The organism is Collinsella sp. AF33-16, assembly GCF_003475325.1.
Classification (GTDB): Bacteria; Actinomycetota; Coriobacteriia; order Coriobacteriales; family Coriobacteriaceae; genus Collinsella.
Map to the genome: position 1 here is coordinate 1 of NZ_QRQC01000032.1, position 16,787 is coordinate 16,787.

At 58.8% G+C, this 16,787-nt stretch carries 15 protein-coding genes; 3 read left to right on the forward strand and 12 right to left on the reverse strand.

Annotation, left to right across the window (positions count from 1 at the left end; all coding sequences use genetic code 11):
* Positions 1-229: 229 nt before the first annotated feature.
* From DWZ52_RS09310 to DWZ52_RS09975, 11 genes are all read right to left on the reverse strand, one after another.
* A complete protein-coding gene (locus DWZ52_RS09310) occupies positions 230-697 on the reverse strand; it encodes a YfcE family phosphodiesterase (protein WP_117584170.1) in 468 nt (155 codons plus the stop codon).
* 96 nt (positions 698-793) lie between these two features.
* The gene (locus DWZ52_RS09315; RefSeq protein ID WP_006235156.1) at positions 794-1,510 is read right to left on the reverse strand and encodes a LytTR family DNA-binding domain-containing protein; all 717 of its coding nucleotides are present in this window, start codon (positions 1,508-1,510) and stop codon (positions 794-796) included.
* Between the two features lie 72 nt (positions 1,511-1,582).
* On the reverse strand, positions 1,583-2,926 hold the full coding sequence (locus DWZ52_RS09320) for a histidine kinase (protein ID WP_117584171.1): 1,344 nt from the start codon (positions 2,924-2,926) through the stop codon (positions 1,583-1,585).
* Positions 2,923-4,110, reverse strand: coding sequence for a glycosyltransferase (locus DWZ52_RS09325; protein WP_118385409.1), 1,188 nt, complete (start codon positions 4,108-4,110; stop codon positions 2,923-2,925). Before DWZ52_RS09325 ends, DWZ52_RS09320 begins: the two co-directional genes overlap by 4 nt.
* Before the next feature lie 171 nt (positions 4,111-4,281).
* The gene (locus DWZ52_RS09330; RefSeq protein WP_118385410.1) at positions 4,282-5,541 is read right to left on the reverse strand and encodes an MFS transporter; all 1,260 of its coding nucleotides are present in this window, start codon (positions 5,539-5,541) and stop codon (positions 4,282-4,284) included.
* A gap of 101 nt (positions 5,542-5,642) precedes the next feature.
* Positions 5,643-6,587, reverse strand: a complete 945-nt coding sequence (locus DWZ52_RS09335; protein WP_117584174.1) for a zinc dependent phospholipase C family protein — start codon at positions 6,585-6,587, stop codon at positions 5,643-5,645.
* Between the two features lie 92 nt (positions 6,588-6,679).
* A complete protein-coding gene (locus DWZ52_RS09340; RefSeq protein WP_117584175.1) occupies positions 6,680-7,414 on the reverse strand; it encodes a LytTR family DNA-binding domain-containing protein in 735 nt (244 codons plus the stop codon).
* Between the two features lie 38 nt (positions 7,415-7,452).
* Entirely contained in the window at positions 7,453-8,844 is a 1,392-nt protein-coding gene (locus DWZ52_RS09345; protein ID WP_226790488.1) for a sensor histidine kinase, read from the reverse strand.
* 112 nt (positions 8,845-8,956) lie between these two features.
* Entirely contained in the window at positions 8,957-10,234 is a 1,278-nt protein-coding gene (locus tag DWZ52_RS09350; protein WP_117584177.1) for an amidohydrolase family protein, read from the reverse strand.
* 131 nt (positions 10,235-10,365) lie between these two features.
* Complete coding sequence (locus DWZ52_RS09355) at positions 10,366-11,817, reverse strand: APC family permease (RefSeq protein ID WP_118385411.1); 1,452 nt, start codon at positions 11,815-11,817, stop codon at positions 10,366-10,368.
* A gap of 70 nt (positions 11,818-11,887) precedes the next feature.
* Positions 11,888-12,115: a hypothetical protein gene (locus tag DWZ52_RS09975; RefSeq protein ID WP_158572443.1), complete on the reverse strand. Its 228-nt coding sequence runs from the start codon at positions 12,113-12,115 to the stop codon at positions 11,888-11,890.
* A gap of 58 nt (positions 12,116-12,173) precedes the next feature.
* Between DWZ52_RS09975 and DWZ52_RS10180 the strand changes: the two genes are divergently transcribed.
* Positions 12,174-13,175 (forward strand): C39 family peptidase, encoded by a 1,002-nt coding sequence (locus tag DWZ52_RS10180; RefSeq protein WP_233503860.1) that lies wholly within the window; start codon positions 12,174-12,176, stop codon positions 13,173-13,175.
* A 188-nt stretch (positions 13,176-13,363) separates the two neighbouring features.
* Here the strand turns inward: DWZ52_RS10180 and arcC are convergent, their stop codons facing one another.
* Positions 13,364-14,326 (reverse strand): carbamate kinase, encoded by a 963-nt coding sequence (arcC, locus tag DWZ52_RS09365; protein ID WP_006235166.1) that lies wholly within the window; start codon positions 14,324-14,326, stop codon positions 13,364-13,366.
* A gap of 435 nt (positions 14,327-14,761) precedes the next feature.
* On the opposite strand from arcC, the gene DWZ52_RS10045 reads away from it, so the two are divergent.
* Both DWZ52_RS10045 and DWZ52_RS09370 read left to right on the forward strand, forming a co-directional pair.
* On the forward strand, positions 14,762-14,911 hold the full coding sequence (locus DWZ52_RS10045; RefSeq protein WP_158551673.1) for a hypothetical protein: 150 nt from the start codon (positions 14,762-14,764) through the stop codon (positions 14,909-14,911).
* 107 nt (positions 14,912-15,018) lie between these two features.
* Positions 15,019-16,380, forward strand: a complete 1,362-nt coding sequence (locus DWZ52_RS09370; protein ID WP_117584183.1) for an ATP-binding protein — start codon at positions 15,019-15,021, stop codon at positions 16,378-16,380.
* Positions 16,381-16,787: the final 407 nt, after the last annotated feature.

Sequence of the window (16,787 nt, forward strand, 5' to 3'; positions counted from 1 at the left end):
ATTAAGTGCTTTCCTTTGCGTGCGGAACTCGCGACAAACTTAACCCCCGCCCCCAGCCCCGGAGACCCTCCCTGTCGTCACTTTGTTCGAGTCGTTGTTGTTCCTCGCCGCTTCGCGGCTCGGCGGCCCCGTTCTCCGCGGCGGGGTTTGTCTAAGGATCTTGCTGAAGCTCTGCCTTTGGCTCAAATGGAAACGGGGGACGCATCTGCATCCCCCGTTTTTGTTGCGGTTAGTCCAAGTCAATAAACTTGGTGCTTAGGATCTTGCCGTCTTTGACGAGCATTCTGGCCATGGTGGGGCCTCGGGTGCCTCTGGGGTAGCTGGCGCTGCCCGGGTTGAGGACTAGGCAGCGGCCCACTTGGGCTTCTTTGGTTACGTGGGTGTGGCCGTTGATGGCTACGTCTACGGATCCCACCGGAAGGTCTTCGCGGTAGTGGGCTACGGCGAATTTGAGGCCTTCGTAAGTAAAGAGCGCAAGACGGTCTACATCGGGGCCGTAGTCGCGGTAGTAATCGTTGTTGCCCAGTACGGCCCGCACGGGGGCGATGGTGCATAGGTGCTCGTAGTCCATCTCTGACGTGAGGTCGCCGGCGTGGATAATCAGGTCTGCGCCTTCAAGCTCATCCAGGAGCGCAGGCGAAAGATAGCCGTGGGTGTCCGAGATGATGTCAATACGCTTGGCGCTTGCACTGTTCATGGGATCCCTTCCGCAAAAAACGATTCGGCAGATACATACAAAAAAGGCCCCACGGCTCCGCAGACGATGGGTCTACAGGGCTGCGGGGCCAGTGTGCTAGAGACTCAGAGCCTTCTTGAGCGGCACGACGCGGCGGCGCGAAACCGGCACGCGTTCGTCGACGCCCGTAATGCCCAGCTGGATGGCGCCCGAGGGCACCGTCTCAACGTCCGTGACGCACGCCAAGTTGACGATATAGCGGCGGTGAACACGGAAGAAGCCAAAGTCGCAGAGCTTGGCCTCAAACTGCGCCAGCGAGGTCGTCGACAAAAAGCGATCATCGACGGTATAGATGCAGGAGTAATCGTCCTTGGCCATGATAAAGCGAATGTCGTCCACGGGAATGAGCACCTTGCGGCCACCCTTTTCCACCGGGATACGCTCGATGGTCACCTTGCTGTCCGTAACCGGCTTGGCGCGTTGCATGACCTTCTCGATCGCGCGATCCAAGCGAGCTTCCTCGACCGGCTTCATCAGATAATCGACGGCATCCACGTCGAATGCCTCGACCGCATGGTCGCTATACGCAGTCACAAACACGATCGCCGGCGGATTTTTGAGCTTATGCAGCGCCTCGGCAAGTTGCAGGCCCGAGGCACCGGGCATCGAGATATCGAGAAACACGACATCCACGCGACTTTCCATAAGCATCTCGATGGCGGAGCGGACGCTCGACGCCTCCGTGATCGTGCCGATCTTGCCCGTTTGCTCGAGCAGGAAGCGAAGCTCCGAGCGAGCCGGCGCCTCATCATCCACAATCATCGCACGCAGCATAGGGATAAAACCTTTCGTCAACTAACTACGCCGGGCATCCGTCGCATGACGTTGAGCCCGTAGCCTTTTATTTTACTCTTGAATGTCAAAGATGCTCTCTGACAAATCAAGATGAAGGAGCACTTTGGTGCCCTTGCCCGGCGCCGATTCGACACGCGTATAGGAGTGCGGCCCATAAAAGCGATGGATGCGCTCCGAAATATTGTGCATGGCCACACCGGCGCCGCCACCCTGGGGAGAGCTGGCGTCGGGACGGGCAGAGCGCTCGTCAAACAGTCTGGCGGCGGTACCCTCATCCATGCCCACGCCATTATCGGCCACGGCAATCAAGATTGCATCCTCGCCGTCTTGGTGAACGGTCACGTCGATCCTCAGGGCGTCGTCATCGCCCATACCATGACGTACGGCGTTCTCGACAATCGGCTGGATCACGAACGCCGGCACCAGCGTATCTTCCACGTCCTCGGACACATCGAACGTCGCAAGCACGCGGTCCTCGCCAAAGCGGGCCTTCTCAAAGGTAAGGTAGCGCTTGGTCTGTGCGACCTCGCGCGAGACCGGAATAAGCGATCCCGAGTTGTCGAGCGTGGCACGATAGAACGATGAGAACTCACGAAGCAGTTCGCGAGCCCGCAGCGGGTCGGTGCGCGTAAACGATGCAATGGTGTTCAGCGTGTTGAACAGGAAGTGCGGGTTAATCTGCGCCTGCAGCGCACGCACCTCGGCGCGCGCCGTGAGCTCCTTTTGCACCTCGAGCTCGTGGATGGCGAGCTGTGTGGACAAGATCTCGGCAAAGCCCGAGGCAAGCGCGTACTGGGTACGGTCGACGGCGCGCGGGGTCTTGTAGTAGAACTTGAGCGTACCGACGGTACGATCGCCCACCTTGATGGGGGCGATAATGCCGGCGGGGACTTGGTTGTGCGAGCCGTCCGAGCCCACGACATCCACCATACGGTTGAACGACTGCACGATGCCATGTTCGATAACGTAGCGTGTGGCAAGCGTGTGGATGGGAGTATCGGGCAGCAGTTTTTCCTCAAACTCGCCCGCGCAGGCAAGCACGTTGCCCTCGTCGGTGATGGCCACCGTCATGGCGCGCGTCTCGGGCAAAATGCGCCGGCACACCAAACGCGCCGACTCCTGCGTCAGACCGCCCTTAATGTCCTCGAGCATGGCCGAGGCCACCGAGAGCGTCTCCTCGGTGTACTGGGAGCGCACCGAATCGGGATTGAGCGTCAAAAAGATAAAGATGCACAGAAAGATGCACAGCAGCGCGCAGGCAATCACCGTGGCGATCGGCTCGATACCGGTCACCAAGGCAAAAATAAAGTACACCAGCACGCAAATGGCGCAGGCAACGGCAATGATGCGAAAGATTGATATTGAACTATCGCGCTGGGCGCGGCGGTCGATCATTCGGCCCCCTCCAGGATACTGATCAGTTGTGCGTCACGCCAAAGCCCGTCCATGATCTTGGGCCAAAAGCTCTGGAAACGCAGATAGCTTGCAGCGTTTTGGCGCGCATAGGCCTTTGCCTCGTCGATACCATGGCGCCAGATGCGCAGGTAGCCCTCATGCTCGCGGGTAAACACGCTGCGGACCATAGCGGTCTTGCGCACGCGGTCGTCGAGCTCGCGCGAAATCCACGGGCCCGGGTAGGGCATGAGCGATGCCGCCGTAACGGGGATGAGCTCCTTTTGATGCGCGGCGAACGTCAACTTGGCCCGTTCGTAGTACCAACGGTATACATCCTGCATAAAGCGCGGTGAGCGCTTTTCGGACTCCGGAGGCAGATGGCGCACGGTCCACTCGTTATCAAACCACACGTCGTAGCCAAACATACGCATGTTAAAGAGGTAATCCAAGTCCTCGCCGCGGGTGATAAACGGGTCAAAGGCCACACGCGTAAAGGCGCGGGCGTGCAGGGCCATCAGGCCGCCGCACACGTAGTTGGAGCGCGAGATGCGGGTGCCCGAGAGCGCCTTTTTCATCCAACGGTTGAACTCGATGCGCTTGGTCCACCAACGATGGCAGATGCCCGCCTTGTCCGTGGGAGCCAGCGGCGAGCCGTCGCGATCGTAGAAATAGCCGCTCTTGACCAAGATCGGCAAGCCCTGACGCGTCTGCTGCCCCAACGCATAGGTCGCGCGCTTCATAAAGTCGGCGTCGATGACAGCCTCATCGTCATCCAAAAAGATAACCGCGTCATGCCCCAGCACAGCGGCACAGGCTAGCCCCATGTTGCGGATGGCACCGTAGCCTCGCAGGCTCACGCACTCGCCCGAACCCTTGGGCGCGATCTGAGCAACCCGGTCTGCGATGCGCGAGGCCTGGGTGTTGGTGACAACGGTGACCTTGAGCGTGGGATGCGCGTCGACAATCTCGTGCACGCGCAGCGACACATCGGCTGTGGCAGAAACAGGACAGACCACCAAAAGGATGATGCGCGGGATGTCGCGCACCTGCTCAAGCGAGGCCAGGCAGCGGTCGAGTTCGGGATTGTCGGCGTTGAGTCGTGTCGAATGGTCATAGGTGCCAGGGGCGTTTGCGCAAGCGTCATCGCCCGCCCAATACGTTGGAATCACGACCGTGGCGTTCATGCCTTACCCTCCCTGCAACACAAAAACGGGACGCCGCCAAACACAGGCGACGCCCCGCGACCTAGCTGATTCCATCATACCCACTTGGACAAATCATTGCTCGCAAGTCGCAATGTTTATTGCGGATAACCCCAAAAGAGTACCGTGGACAGGCACAATAGCCGCTCGCTCCTATGCGGCATGCCCTGCCGCCCGAGTCATGCGGGACAAGCGGACCAGCAGCATAAAGCCCACCACCAGCAGCACGCCGATAGACAGGACGCCCAGCGAGGGGTTGCCGGTCAGCGAGGTGACGACCGACACCAGGAAGGTGCCCATAACGCTTGCATAACGACCAAAGATGTCAAAGAAGCCGTAGTACTCGTTGGACTTTTCCTTGGGGATAATGCGGCCAAAGTAGCTACGGCTGAGCGCCTGCACACCGCCCTGGAACAGGCCGACCATAATGGCAAGCACCCAGAATTCAAAGGCGGTCTTTAGGAAGAACGCGGCGAACAGCACAATCCCCATGTAGGCGGCGACCGCCACCAGGATCATGTTGAGCGTGCCCACGCGTCCGGCGAGCTTGCCGTAAATGATGGCAGACGGAAAAGCAACAAACTGCGTGACGAGCAGCGCCAGGACCAGCTGCGTCGAATCGATGCCCAAGGCCGATCCGTAACTGGTGGCCATAGAAATGACCGTGTGCACACCGTCGATATAGAAGAAGAACGCGATCATGTAGACCAGCACGGTCTTGTTGTGGGCGATCTCGCGCATGGTGTGTCCGACCTCGGAGAACACACCGCCCACGATGTGGCCGATGGTGTCCTCGGGACCACGCTCGCGACCGTACTTTTGCTTATAGGTGCGAATGAGCGGCAGGGCAAAGATGAGCCACCAGGCACCAGTGATGATAAACGACAGACGCGTTGCCAGCATGGTGGGGACACCAAGAGCGGGACCACCCATGATAAGCGCCAGGCAGATGATGAACGGCACGGTGGAACCGATGTAGCCCCAGGCATAGCCCGAGCTGGACACGACGTCCATGCGCTCGTCGGTGGTAATGTCGGGCAGCATGGCGTCGTAGAACGTCATAGAAGAGTTGAGGCCGATGGTGCACAGCACGTACACAGTCAAAAATGCCATGGCGGACATTGGGATAGCCTGCGCCAGGCAAAGAACCAGGCCCGTGAGGAAGAAGCCCAAGAAGAACTTGATCTTGTTGCCGGCGTAATCGGCAAGCGCGCCCAGAATGGGCATGAGCATGGCAATGACCAGCGAGGCAATCGTCTGCGCGTTGCCCCAAGCGACCACCAGGTCTGCCGAGGAAGCGCCGGTATTGATGGCGTTAAAGTAGATGGGCACCACCGAGGTATTGAGCAGCACGAGGGCCGAGTTTCCCACATCGTACATGACCCAGTTACGCTCGAGCTTGGTGTATTTCATGGACAGGGACCCTTCGTATTCGCCCGATATGCAGCTAGTTCATCGTACCCCAATTGCACGGAGGCGCCGGTAAGGATTCGGCAAAGAGACAGGAGCGGACCCTACTCCTCGCGGTCGAACTCCTCGTCGGTGCCGAGCACGCGGCCGCTGTAGTTGACGTGACCGGTCACGGCCTCCATGTCACCGGTCTCGATAAAACGCGCGACCGTGCACTCGTAATCGACCAGCGCGCGATCAAAGACCTCGGGGAAACTCTCGTTCGAGACCTCGTCGGTAAAGGGATTCTTCCATGTCAGATGGCCCAGGTTACCGGTGCGCTCGGGCAGCTCCGTCGTCACGCGATGGGCAAGGCCGTCGAGCAGCGAGTAGTCGTGCACCAACCCCTCAACCAGCGAGATCGCGCGCGTCTTTACGGAGCCGGCCGGCTCAATCGCACGGTAAAGTCGCTGCATATTGGCAACGGCAGCACCGTACTCCCCCGCCGGAATGTCAATGCCGTACACGCGTCCGGCAACATAGCTCATCAGCACGCCGGCCACGCGACTGATGCGATCGGTGGTGACGATCTCGCCCGCCGGCGGGTAATCGTCGACCGTAGCGCCATCGCGCTTAAGCTGCAGCATCAGTACATCCAGGTCGCTCTCGATCACGGCATGGACCTGACTGCTCGAATCCTCAAGCTCTGAATCGGACTCCACGATGCCAAACTGCTGCTCATAGACAAAGGGGTGGGCGTTGCGGTCGAGCACGTAATGAGACAGCAGACCCAGCGCAAAGGCGCGACCCAAGCTGGCGTCGCGCGGCAGCAGATGCGACACGCCGTCGCGCAGGCACGCGAACTGGCGAGACATGCGCGAGCGATGCATGACCTGCGCCAGCAGCGTGCAGTCGGAAACACGCGGTGTCAGAATGTGAAAGAAAAACGGGTCGGGGCCTTGGTTGCCCAAGATAAAGGCAATGCGCTCTTCATCGGACGTGATGACGCCCTGCGGAAGACGGTCGATGCTTTCCTCGCCAAACAGATGATGGGTGATAAGCGCGGGCATAATGATCCTTTCGATTTCATTCGATGCCACCCATTATGCCCACCGCGCGCCCATGCCAAACCTGCGATGGTAAACGACAGCACGCAGACCGTCTACGCAAGCCCCAAGTGTGCTTTAACCTCGGCAGCGCGACGGCGGGACACGGGCACCGTCGAACTCGCGCGGTCGAGCCTGAGCTCCATCAGCCCCGTGGAGCCAATCTCAACATTGTGCACGTCTTCCAAATTGACCAGGTAGCTGCGATGAACGCGAATAAAGCCCTCGGAGTCCAAGCGACGCTCGAGCGAAGAGATCGACTCATTGATCAGGTACGTTCCCTCGGCGCAGATGGCGTTGCAAAAATCGGCGCGCGCCTCAAAGTAGCAGACGTCTGCGACGGGAATGAACACCTTTTTGCCCCCGCGGTCCACCGTCAGACGCAAAGGCTGGCGCGGAGCGTGGATAACACGACGGACACCCAAGGCCGCCTCGATCTTGTCGAGTGCCTTTGACAGGCGTGCGTCCTCAACCGGCTTGACGACATAATCGACGGCATCGAGGTTATAGGCATCAGCCGCATACTCGGCAAATGCCGTCACAAACACCACGACCGGCGGCGTCTTTAGGTTCTGCAGCGTCTCGGCAAGCTCAATTCCCGAGCGACCGGGCATGGTAATGTCTAAAAACAACACGTCGGGCTTGTTCGACAGAATCGACTCCACGGCTTCGGTGACATTGCCCGCCTCGGCAATCTGGCCCACACGCGTATCCTTTTCCAACAGATAGCGTAGCTCAGCCCTAATTGGGGGCTCGTCATCAACCACCAAGATGTTCCAGCCTTCGGACATATGTGCTTCCCCTCTTTTTCTCTCAATCCAACCGCGTGCTACGCCGTCAACGGCGCCGGCTCATGCGGCTCGCCGTTCAGCTCGACGATGACCTGCGTTCCCACGCCCTCCTGGGACTTCACGCGCATGCCGGAATCTTCTCCGTAAAAGAAATGGATGCGCTGAAGCACGTTAAAGAGCGCCAGGCCGCAACCTCGCTTGACGGAGCCGTCGGCGGTAATGCTCTCGGGCTCCTCTCGGCGATGTTGCTCAAACAGATGCGCGCAGACCTCTTCGCTCATACCGATGCCGTCGTCCTCGACGATGATCTCCAAACCGTCATCGGTCTCGAAAGCCCTAACATGAATAGAAAGCGGCTCGGTCTCGCGCTGCGCGTGCTTGATGCAGTTTTCGAGCAACGGCTGCAAGATAAACGGCGGCACCATGCAATCGCGCACCTCAAAGTCGATATCGACCGAGACGCGCAGACGGCCGTCGCCATAACGAGCCTGCATAAGATTGATATAGCGAGTGCCCTGTTCCACCTCGTGCTCGAGCGTTGTGAGGGTATCGGAATCAGAAAGCGTCTGACGGTAGTAATTGGAAAAGTCGATCAGCAGCGACCTGGCCTTGTCCGGCTCGGTACGTACGAGCGACACGATGGTGCTGATGGTATTGAATAGAAAATGAGGATCGACCTGCGATTGCAAGGCGCGCAGCTCCACGCGGGCCGTAAGCTCGTCCTGGCGCTCGAGCTCAAAGCTTGCAAGCTGCGTGGAAATGAGGTCGGCAAAGCCCGAGGCAAGCGCCGTCTGGCGCATATCGATGCTGCTCAGACGGGGATAATACAGCTCGAGCGTGCCCACGCAATGCCCGCGCACGGTGAGTGGTGCGACGATACCGGCGCGCAGGCGCGGAAAGTAGCCACCTGTCTCGGTCGAGGCATCGCGCGAGAAAACGCTTTGCTCACCGCTGTTGATCACGTTGAGCGTAGTCCGCAGTACCACCGGGGTGCCCGCGGGGCATTTTGCCGAGTCCTCGCCCCAGCTTGCCAACACCTGCTTGCCGTCGGTAAAGCAGATGGCAGAGGCGATAGTTTCGGACAGGATGATCTTAGAGGCGCCCAGGGCAGCTTCGGGCGTAAGGCCGCGCGACGTGTAGGCGAATATTTTTGAAGCGATGGCGAGCGTGCGGTCGGTTGCGCTCGATGTGAGGTCATCGGGAACGACAAAGACGTACGAGAAGAAGAAGCACAGCATGACCAAGCCGGCAATGACGACAACGGCCGGAACAGGATTGGGATTATCGGTTAGATCCCAGATGAGCAGCAGGATAAGCAGCGGAACGACAATACCGAGCAAGATGGCTTGAACCACATGCTGAGCGGTACGAAAGACCTTGGTAGAGTTGTAGCTCTTGCCCAGAATCAGCCTATTGAGATCCACCGTCATCTCCTTCTTACTGACGCACCCCATAGCAATAAAGAGGGCCGCAAGCGACCCTCTCCATTGCATTATGCAATCAAAAACTGTGTTTTACATCCAGCCATCGACAAACGGTATCTTAGGCGCTGTATTTGTTGGCCTCGCCAAAGGTGCCAGCCTCGACGATCCAGCCGTCCTTCATGATGACGTCCATGTTGTCGGTGTTGAGCACGTGGATGTCGGCGGCGACGTCACCGTTGACGACCAGCAGGTCGGCGCACTTGCCGGCCTCGATGGAACCGGTCTCGTCCTCGATGTGGCACATCTTGGCACCGTTGAGGGTGGCGCAGGTGATGGTCTCGACCGGGGTGAAGCCGATCTTGTCGACAAACTCGTACATCTCCTCGATGGAGCAGGTGCCGTACGGGGTGACGAAGGAGAAGGAGTCGGAGCCGATCGTCATGACGACGCCGCGCTTCTTGGCCTCGCGCAGGCAGTCGTAGTTGCGCTGCAGCTCCTTCTCGACCAGGGTGCCCTCGTACTTGTCGTGCAGCTCGGGGACGTAGACGGGCGGATAGGTGGCGTACCAGGTGGGCAGGAAGGCGATCGTCGGGGTGAAGAAGGTGCCCTGCTCGGCCATGAGGTCCATGGTGCGCTCATCGATATCGAAGCCGTGAATCAGCTGCTCGCAGCCAAAGCGAACGGAATCGTAGGCAGCGGCGTGGTTGTTGTAGCAGTGGCTCCACACGGGGATGCCGACCATCTTTGCCTCTTCGACCACGGCCTGGATCTCCTCGGAGCAATAGTGCTGGTCGCGACCGGAGTCCCAGCGCCAGATGCCGCCACCGGTAGCCCAGATCTTGATGGCATCGGGGTTCTCGCGCAGGCGACGACGAACGGCCTTGCGCAGATCCCAAGGACCATCGACCTGGTCGCCCCAGGGGTGGGATTCCTTGTTGAGCTCCTGGGTGCAGTGGTGGGAGTCGCCGTGACCGGCAACGCGGCAGAAGCCCAGGCCGGTGGCCAGAACGCGCGGGCCCTTAAAGACGCCCTTGTCGATGCAGTCACGGATCTGGATACCAAAGCGGCCGATCTCGCAGACGGTGGTGAGGCCGTGGGTGAGGCAGTCGTAGGCCTGCTTGACGGCGACGGCCTGCTTCTCGAGGAGCGGCTGCATAACCCAATCGGTGTCATCGTCGGTCAGGTTGCCCGAGAAGTGCAGGTGGGTGTCGATCAGGCCGGGAAGGACGGTCTTGCCGGCGGCGTCGATAACCTCAACGCCCTCGGGAAGGTCCTGCATAGCACCGGCATACTCGATCTTGCCGCTGTCGTCGACGAGAACGAGGGAGTTCTCGACCGGCTCGGCACCGGTACCGTCGATGAGCTTGCCGCCAACGATTGCATACTTAGTGGACATGGTTCCTCCTTATGGATCCATATAGTGGGCGAGGCCGTGTTGGGTTAAGGCCTCACAAAACTACCCAAGTGGTGCCGGGTTCGGTGCGCGGAAGAGAGGATCCCGCGCACCCGATCCGCCCCGGCTAGGCGTTACTTTTTGCGGGAATTGGTGAAGGCCATAAGAGCCAGGCCAATGGCCAGCCAGCCGATCACGATGCTCCACTCCACCATGTTGAGGGAGGCGGGAGAGAACGGAATCACGAGCAGGCCAATGATGGTGCCGCAGGCAACGATAGCGAGGCTGATGCCAAACTTGCCGCCGGGCACCTCGTAGGGACGAGGCAGGTCGGGCTCGGTGAAGCGCATGCGCAGGCAAGCGAGGGCGACCATGCCGCAGGAGAAGATGAAGGCGAGAGCCGACACGTTGGTCAGAGGGATGAGCATGTTCTTGCCCAGGAACGGACCGACGACGGTGATGACGCCCAGAACGACGCAGGCGAGCTTGGGAGCGCCGGACTTGGGATCGACCTCGGCGAACTTCTCGGGCAGCTGGCCCTTTCGGCCCATGGCGAGCATGATGCGGCTCGTGGCGCCGTAGAAGGAGTTCATCGGGCCCATGGGTCCAAGCGTGGCGATGACGAGCATGGCCAGGTACAGGAGCATGTTGATGCCCTTGAGGCAGGCAAGCGCGGGAACCGGGCTCTTAACGAACTCATGCCAGTCGAGGATGGTGCCGAACGAGTAGATGCAGACCATGTAGAAGCCGCCTGCGGCCAGCAGGGCCAGGGAGATGATCTTGCCGAACTTGTTCCAGTTGAGGCCCTCGGCCGCTTCCTCAGCCTGCTGAGGAATGGTGTCGAAACCGGCGTAGAAGAACGGGGTCAGAACCAGGACCGAAACGATGCCTGCGAACAGGCTGGTGCCCTCGGTAGCAGGCTTGCCGCCGCCAGCACCGGTGACCTGGGAGAACACGGGCATGGCGTTGTCCGGCGAGCCGGTGAACAGCGAGACGCCCATGGCGAGCAGCATGCCGCAGAGCAGGGCCTTGGTCAGGAAGGCCTGCAGCTTGGCGGCCGAGCTGGCACCGCGGAAGTTGAGGAAGATGACGTAGGTTGCAAAGCCGAGCGCGATCAGCGTCGGGAACAGGTAAACGTCGGCGCCCAGGATGGTATAGAGCTTGACAGCACGCAGCCACTCAAGACCGGGCAGGCTGCCGAACATCTCGGACACGAGGGTCGAGATAGCGATTGCCTCCCACGGGCACAGGATGCCGTTGCCCAGGGCCAGGAGCCAACCGGTGATATAGCTCAGCGTACGGCCAAAGCTACGATCGACATACTCGACGATGCCGCCCGAGATGGGGATAGCAGCCGTGAGCTCACCGAAAACAGCTCCGACGGGCACGAGAAAGATTGCACCCAAGAGGAATGCGATCATAGCGGGAACGGGACCGCCGCCCACGACCATCCAGTCGCCGACCTGCAGAACCCAGCCAGTTCCGATGATGGCACCGAAACCGATGGTGAAGAAGTTCCAGAGCGAAAGCGTTTTCTTCATGCCGCCGTTACCTTCGACTGCAACTTCTGCGTTCTTGTCCGCCATTGTTCCCCTCCTTTCCTTATTGACGCCTCTTTGGCGTCACCCCTTGCGCGGTCTGTTTTGCCGCGCGCTTTTATTTCGTGGCTTTAAGATACGGCCTTGGCACAGCAGCGCCGCTTGTGGCTCGACCGAAGGCAGAACTGCAAAACGAGCGGCGCCGTTTTTGGGACGAACGGCGGAAGACGTCATCCGTCTTGGACGCTTTCATCTTGTCTGCTTTTGAATACCTGTTGCCGTGACGCTTGGCGCGCGGCGCGGCAACGTTCATACCATTTGTCAGGCTTTTGGCGCACATACCCATGTGTCGCGCCTCTTTTTATGTAGGATAGACAAGTTACACATGAGGCAAGGTGATTCGAATGGCATACGGATACAATGACGGCGACCAACGGCCACAAAGCGTGCGCCTTGCCGGCCGCACCACGCCAACGCCCAGAAGCACCTCCGACAACGGCAACCAGCAGCGCCCCCAAGAGCAGCCCGGGGCTTCTTCTCGGCAACAAAGCCGTACCGCGCAGCAGTCAGACCGCGTGAGCACGAGCACACGCCAACGCCAGACCGACACATCGCAGCCGCGCCGCTACGATTGCCGTACGACCGACCACTACGTTAAGCGCTCCTTTTCGCCACCTCAACGCAATCGCGGCAATTCCGCCCCTCGCCCCGCGTCGCACACCACAAGCCACGCACTTCCAGCCCGCCGTCTACGCCTTGCGCTTTGCTCCATTGCCGCCTGCCTCGTCTTTGTGTTTTTGGGATCCTGTATCTCGCACGGATCAGCCGGTCTTGAGCCCACTGCCGAGGACAAGCTGCTTAAAGCTCCCGTCGCGCCCGGTTACTCCTTTGCGTTCTCGACCCCACGCTCGCAATGGCAGGCCGGCACCATGCCCCACATCTACCAAATTGACCCCGCATGGTCGGAGCTGCCCTATGCCGGTGGCACTATTCGCGAAAACGCTTGCGGCCCCACTTGCCTCACCATGGTCTATATCTTTAAGACCGGCCACACCGATAAGACGCCGGTCGATATATGCGCACTGGCCGAAGCCGGCAACTACGCCCCCACTGGTGCCACCGAGTGGTCGTTTATGACAGGCGGTGCGTGGCAGCTGGGGCTCAACGGAACACAGCTCTATAACGATTGCGAATCGATTACCCAAGCACTTCGCTCGGGTGCGCCCGTTATCGCCGCAGTGCGCCCCGGTACGTTTACCAACGTAGGCCACTACATCGTGCTCTACGGCATCGACGATGCCAACCAGATTGGCGTCTACGACCCCAACTCGGCCAGCCGCAGCGCCCGTCGCTGGGGCGTCGTAGAGGTCCTTAACGAAATCGAAGCCATGTGGGCCTACTACTAGTCATTGGGGACAGACTTAAATGAGTGGTCATTGGGGACGCTCTTGTTTGACTAGTCATTTAAGAACGTCCCTAATGACTAGCTGAATAGCAAAAGCCCCGCAGTCGGAGCGGACTGCGGGGCTCATGAAGAGAGGCTAGTTTGTAGGCGCTTTGCCTGGCGCCCACGAGAGAGGCAACAGAGCAGAGACTACTCGTGGATGCGGGTACCGGAGAGGCCGGCCATGGTCTCGGCGGCCTTGTCCAGTGCGCCGATGATGCAGGTGCGGCCCTTGCGGGAACGCGCGAACTTGATGGCAGCGCGGACCTTGGGCTCCATGGAACCCTTGCCAAACTGACCCTCGTCGGCCAGGCGCTCGGCCTCGTCGGCGGTGAGGTCCTCGAGCTCCTCCTGGTTGGGCTTGCCAAAGTTGATGGCGACATGCTCGACGGCGGTCAGCAGGAACAGAACGTCGGCGTCGCAGTCCTCGGCCAGCAGCTCGCCGCCCAGGTCCTTGTCGATGACGGCGGGAACGCCCTTGTAGCAGCCCTTGTTCTCGTAGTCGCGGACGACGGGGATGCCGCCGCCACCGCAGGCGATGACGATGAACTCGTTGTCGAGCAGGTTGAGGATGGAGTCAGCCTCGACGATCTTCTTGGGATCGGGGGAAGCGACGACGCGACGCCAGCCGCGGCCGGAATCCTCGACGAAGACCTTGGAGGGATCCTCGGCCATGAACTCCTTGGCCTGCTCCTCGGTGTAGAAGGGGCCGATCGGCTTGGTCGGATTCTTGAACGCGGGATCGTCGGGATCGCACTCGATCTGGGTGACGACGGTGGCGGCGTGCCAACGCTTATAGCGCTTGTGCATCTCGCGGCCGATGCCCTGCTGCAGGTGGTAGCCGATGTAGCCCTGGGACATGGCGCCGCACTCGGGCAGCGGCATCTCGGGGGTACCGATGGCATCGTGGGCAGCGGCGAAGGCGTTCTGGATCATGCCGACCTGCGGGCCGTTGCCGTGGGTGATAATGATCTCGTTGCCCTGCTCGATAAGACCAAGGAGAGCGTGGGCGGTGTTGCTCACGGCCTCGATCTGCTCGACGGGGTTGTTGCCGAGGGCGTTGCCGCCGAGGGCGACGACAATACGATCGGGCTTGCCAAGAGGCTTAGACATTGCTGGAATCCTTTCTGTAAAAGGCCTACAACCCATTAATAACCCGCGTCCGTGCGATACGCGAGTTTATTAAGGTTTATATTCTCTTTATCGCTCATTTTATTCATTTTGAAAATACCTAAGCGGCGAACGGTCGATTTTACCCGCTCAGCGTAAAGAAGCCCAGTTCAGGCATATCTACGCCATTTACGTGCAACTTTATTTAAATAGAGCAGGGATTAGACCAGATTATGCAAACTATATCTTTGCTAAACACAAAACGGACAGCGCAATATCTTACTCGCACTATACGCGATTCTATACATTAATTTGACGAGTATGCACCCCTGCAAAAACATGGGGCTTTTCATCCAACATAAGGGATAGCCGATCGCGCTTCACCCCGCGGCAAGCGACTGCGAGTTCGCAGTATGGAACTTTACCGTCGGCTTCTGCATGAACGCTGCCGACGCCCTTTCGCTCCTGCGCGCCCAAGCAGCCGAGAACGCTAACGGCGCCACTGCCAACCTGGCCACCCTCAACAACGGCGCCGCCAGCCTTTTCGCAAAGTACCGTGCTGGCTCGCTGGCTTTGAGGCCTAAGTGAGCTTTGCTATTTGCCAATTTTTGTATGATTTGGGTCAAATCTATTTGTCAATTTTTGTATGATTAGGGGCAAATCTATTTGCCAATTTTTGTCAATGAGGTGTTTTAATGCTACGCCGCAAGGTCACTGATAGGCTTTTGAGCTGGAAGAATAACTCCCATAAGGCCCTGCTTGTTACCGGTGCGCGTCAGATTGGCAAGAGCTATGCGATTCGCGCGTTTGGAAAGAGCAACTACGCTTCGTATTATGAGGTCAATCTGCTACTTGATGCCGAGGCAAGAGACGTACTTGTTGGCGCTAAGAACTCCATTGACTTCATCAACCGTGTGGCCCTTCTTGCGGATGCACCGCTTGTTGAAGGAGACACGCTTATCTTCGTCGATGAGATTCAGGAGTATCCGCAGATCGTTACACTTATGAAGGCGCTGGTCGAGGACGGACGCTTTAGCTATGTCTTCTCGGGGTCTATGCTTGGGACTGAGTTTAAGGGGATCTCTTCTTTTCCGGTAGGGTATGTCGAGCACATTGTTATGCGGCCGATGGATTTTGAAGAGTTTTGTTGGGCAAACAGCGTCAGCGAAAATGTGCTTGCAGATATTCGCAGCCGCCTTGTCGAGAGACGTCCCGTCGAAAACTATATTCATGAGGCGATGCTCAAAAACTTTAGAGCCTATATCGTTTGCGGCGGCATGCCGGAGGTCGTTCAGAACTATATCGATTCGGGCTATTCGCTCGTGAGAACGCGTGAGCTTCAAATTCAGCTAGTCGATCAGTACAAAAGCGATATCTCTAAATATGCATCGACTCGAGCGTTTAACGTTCGCTCCATTTTCGAGCAAATTCCCGTTCAGCTTGAGGCGGAGTCCCATCGCTTTATCGTCTCGTCTCTAGGCGAGGGAGCTCGTCTTCAAAAATACGAGCAGGATTTCCTATGGCTGGTGAACGCAGGCGTTGGATTGATGGTCCCCCAGGTGACGGAGGCACGAAGCCCTCTCAAGAGGACGGAGAAAACGACGGCCTTTAAACTATACGAGTCCGATACAGGTATGCTCGCATCGCGGTATCCCGGCAGCACGGCACGCGCCGTCTACCTTGACATGAAAACCCCCAACCTCGGCGGCCTCTATGAGAACGTGGTCGCACAGGAACTCGTTGCCCTCGGAGCAGATACGTGGTACTACCAAACGCGTGAGGTCGGTGAAGTCGACTTTGTAATCGAAGGTGCCCGCGGGCATGTTGTCCCAATCGAAGTCAAATCGGGCAAGAAAGTTCGAGCACATGCAGCCCTCGACCGTTTGATGAGTGTGGGCGAGTACAAAATTCCCGAGGCCGTTGTGCTGAGCCACGAAAACCTTTGCAAAGAGGGCAAGATCCTTTACGTTCCAATCTATATGACATTCTGTCTCGATGAGTTTATGGAAAAGGACGACCCCAACAACGATTTCTCGTTTGCACCCATATCTCTCTAGGTCATCTGAGTCCGCAAGCCAGCCCCCACGCCCAAAGTACTGCGCCTTTCGCGCCAAAGGCGCGAAACAGCAAGGGGATAGAAGGCAGCGACAACCAACTCCCCCACTATGCCCAAAGTGCTGCGATGTTTCGCGCAAAGCGCGAAACAGCACTGGGGCAGCAGAAGGCCACAATCAGCTAGCCCTCCATGCCCAAAGTGGCGCGTGGTTTCGCGGCCACGCCGCGAAACAGCGACCGGGACAAGGCACCCCCACAGCCACATCCTTCATTCAGCCCCACAATCCGAGGACGTAGTCGTAGCAGGATCTGAGGGCTGACCTTCGCGGACACTCCGCAGGACGAAAGAACCCCCGCCGCACGTAGTGTGAACTGCCTCCCATTTCTTGGACACAAGAAATGGGAGGCT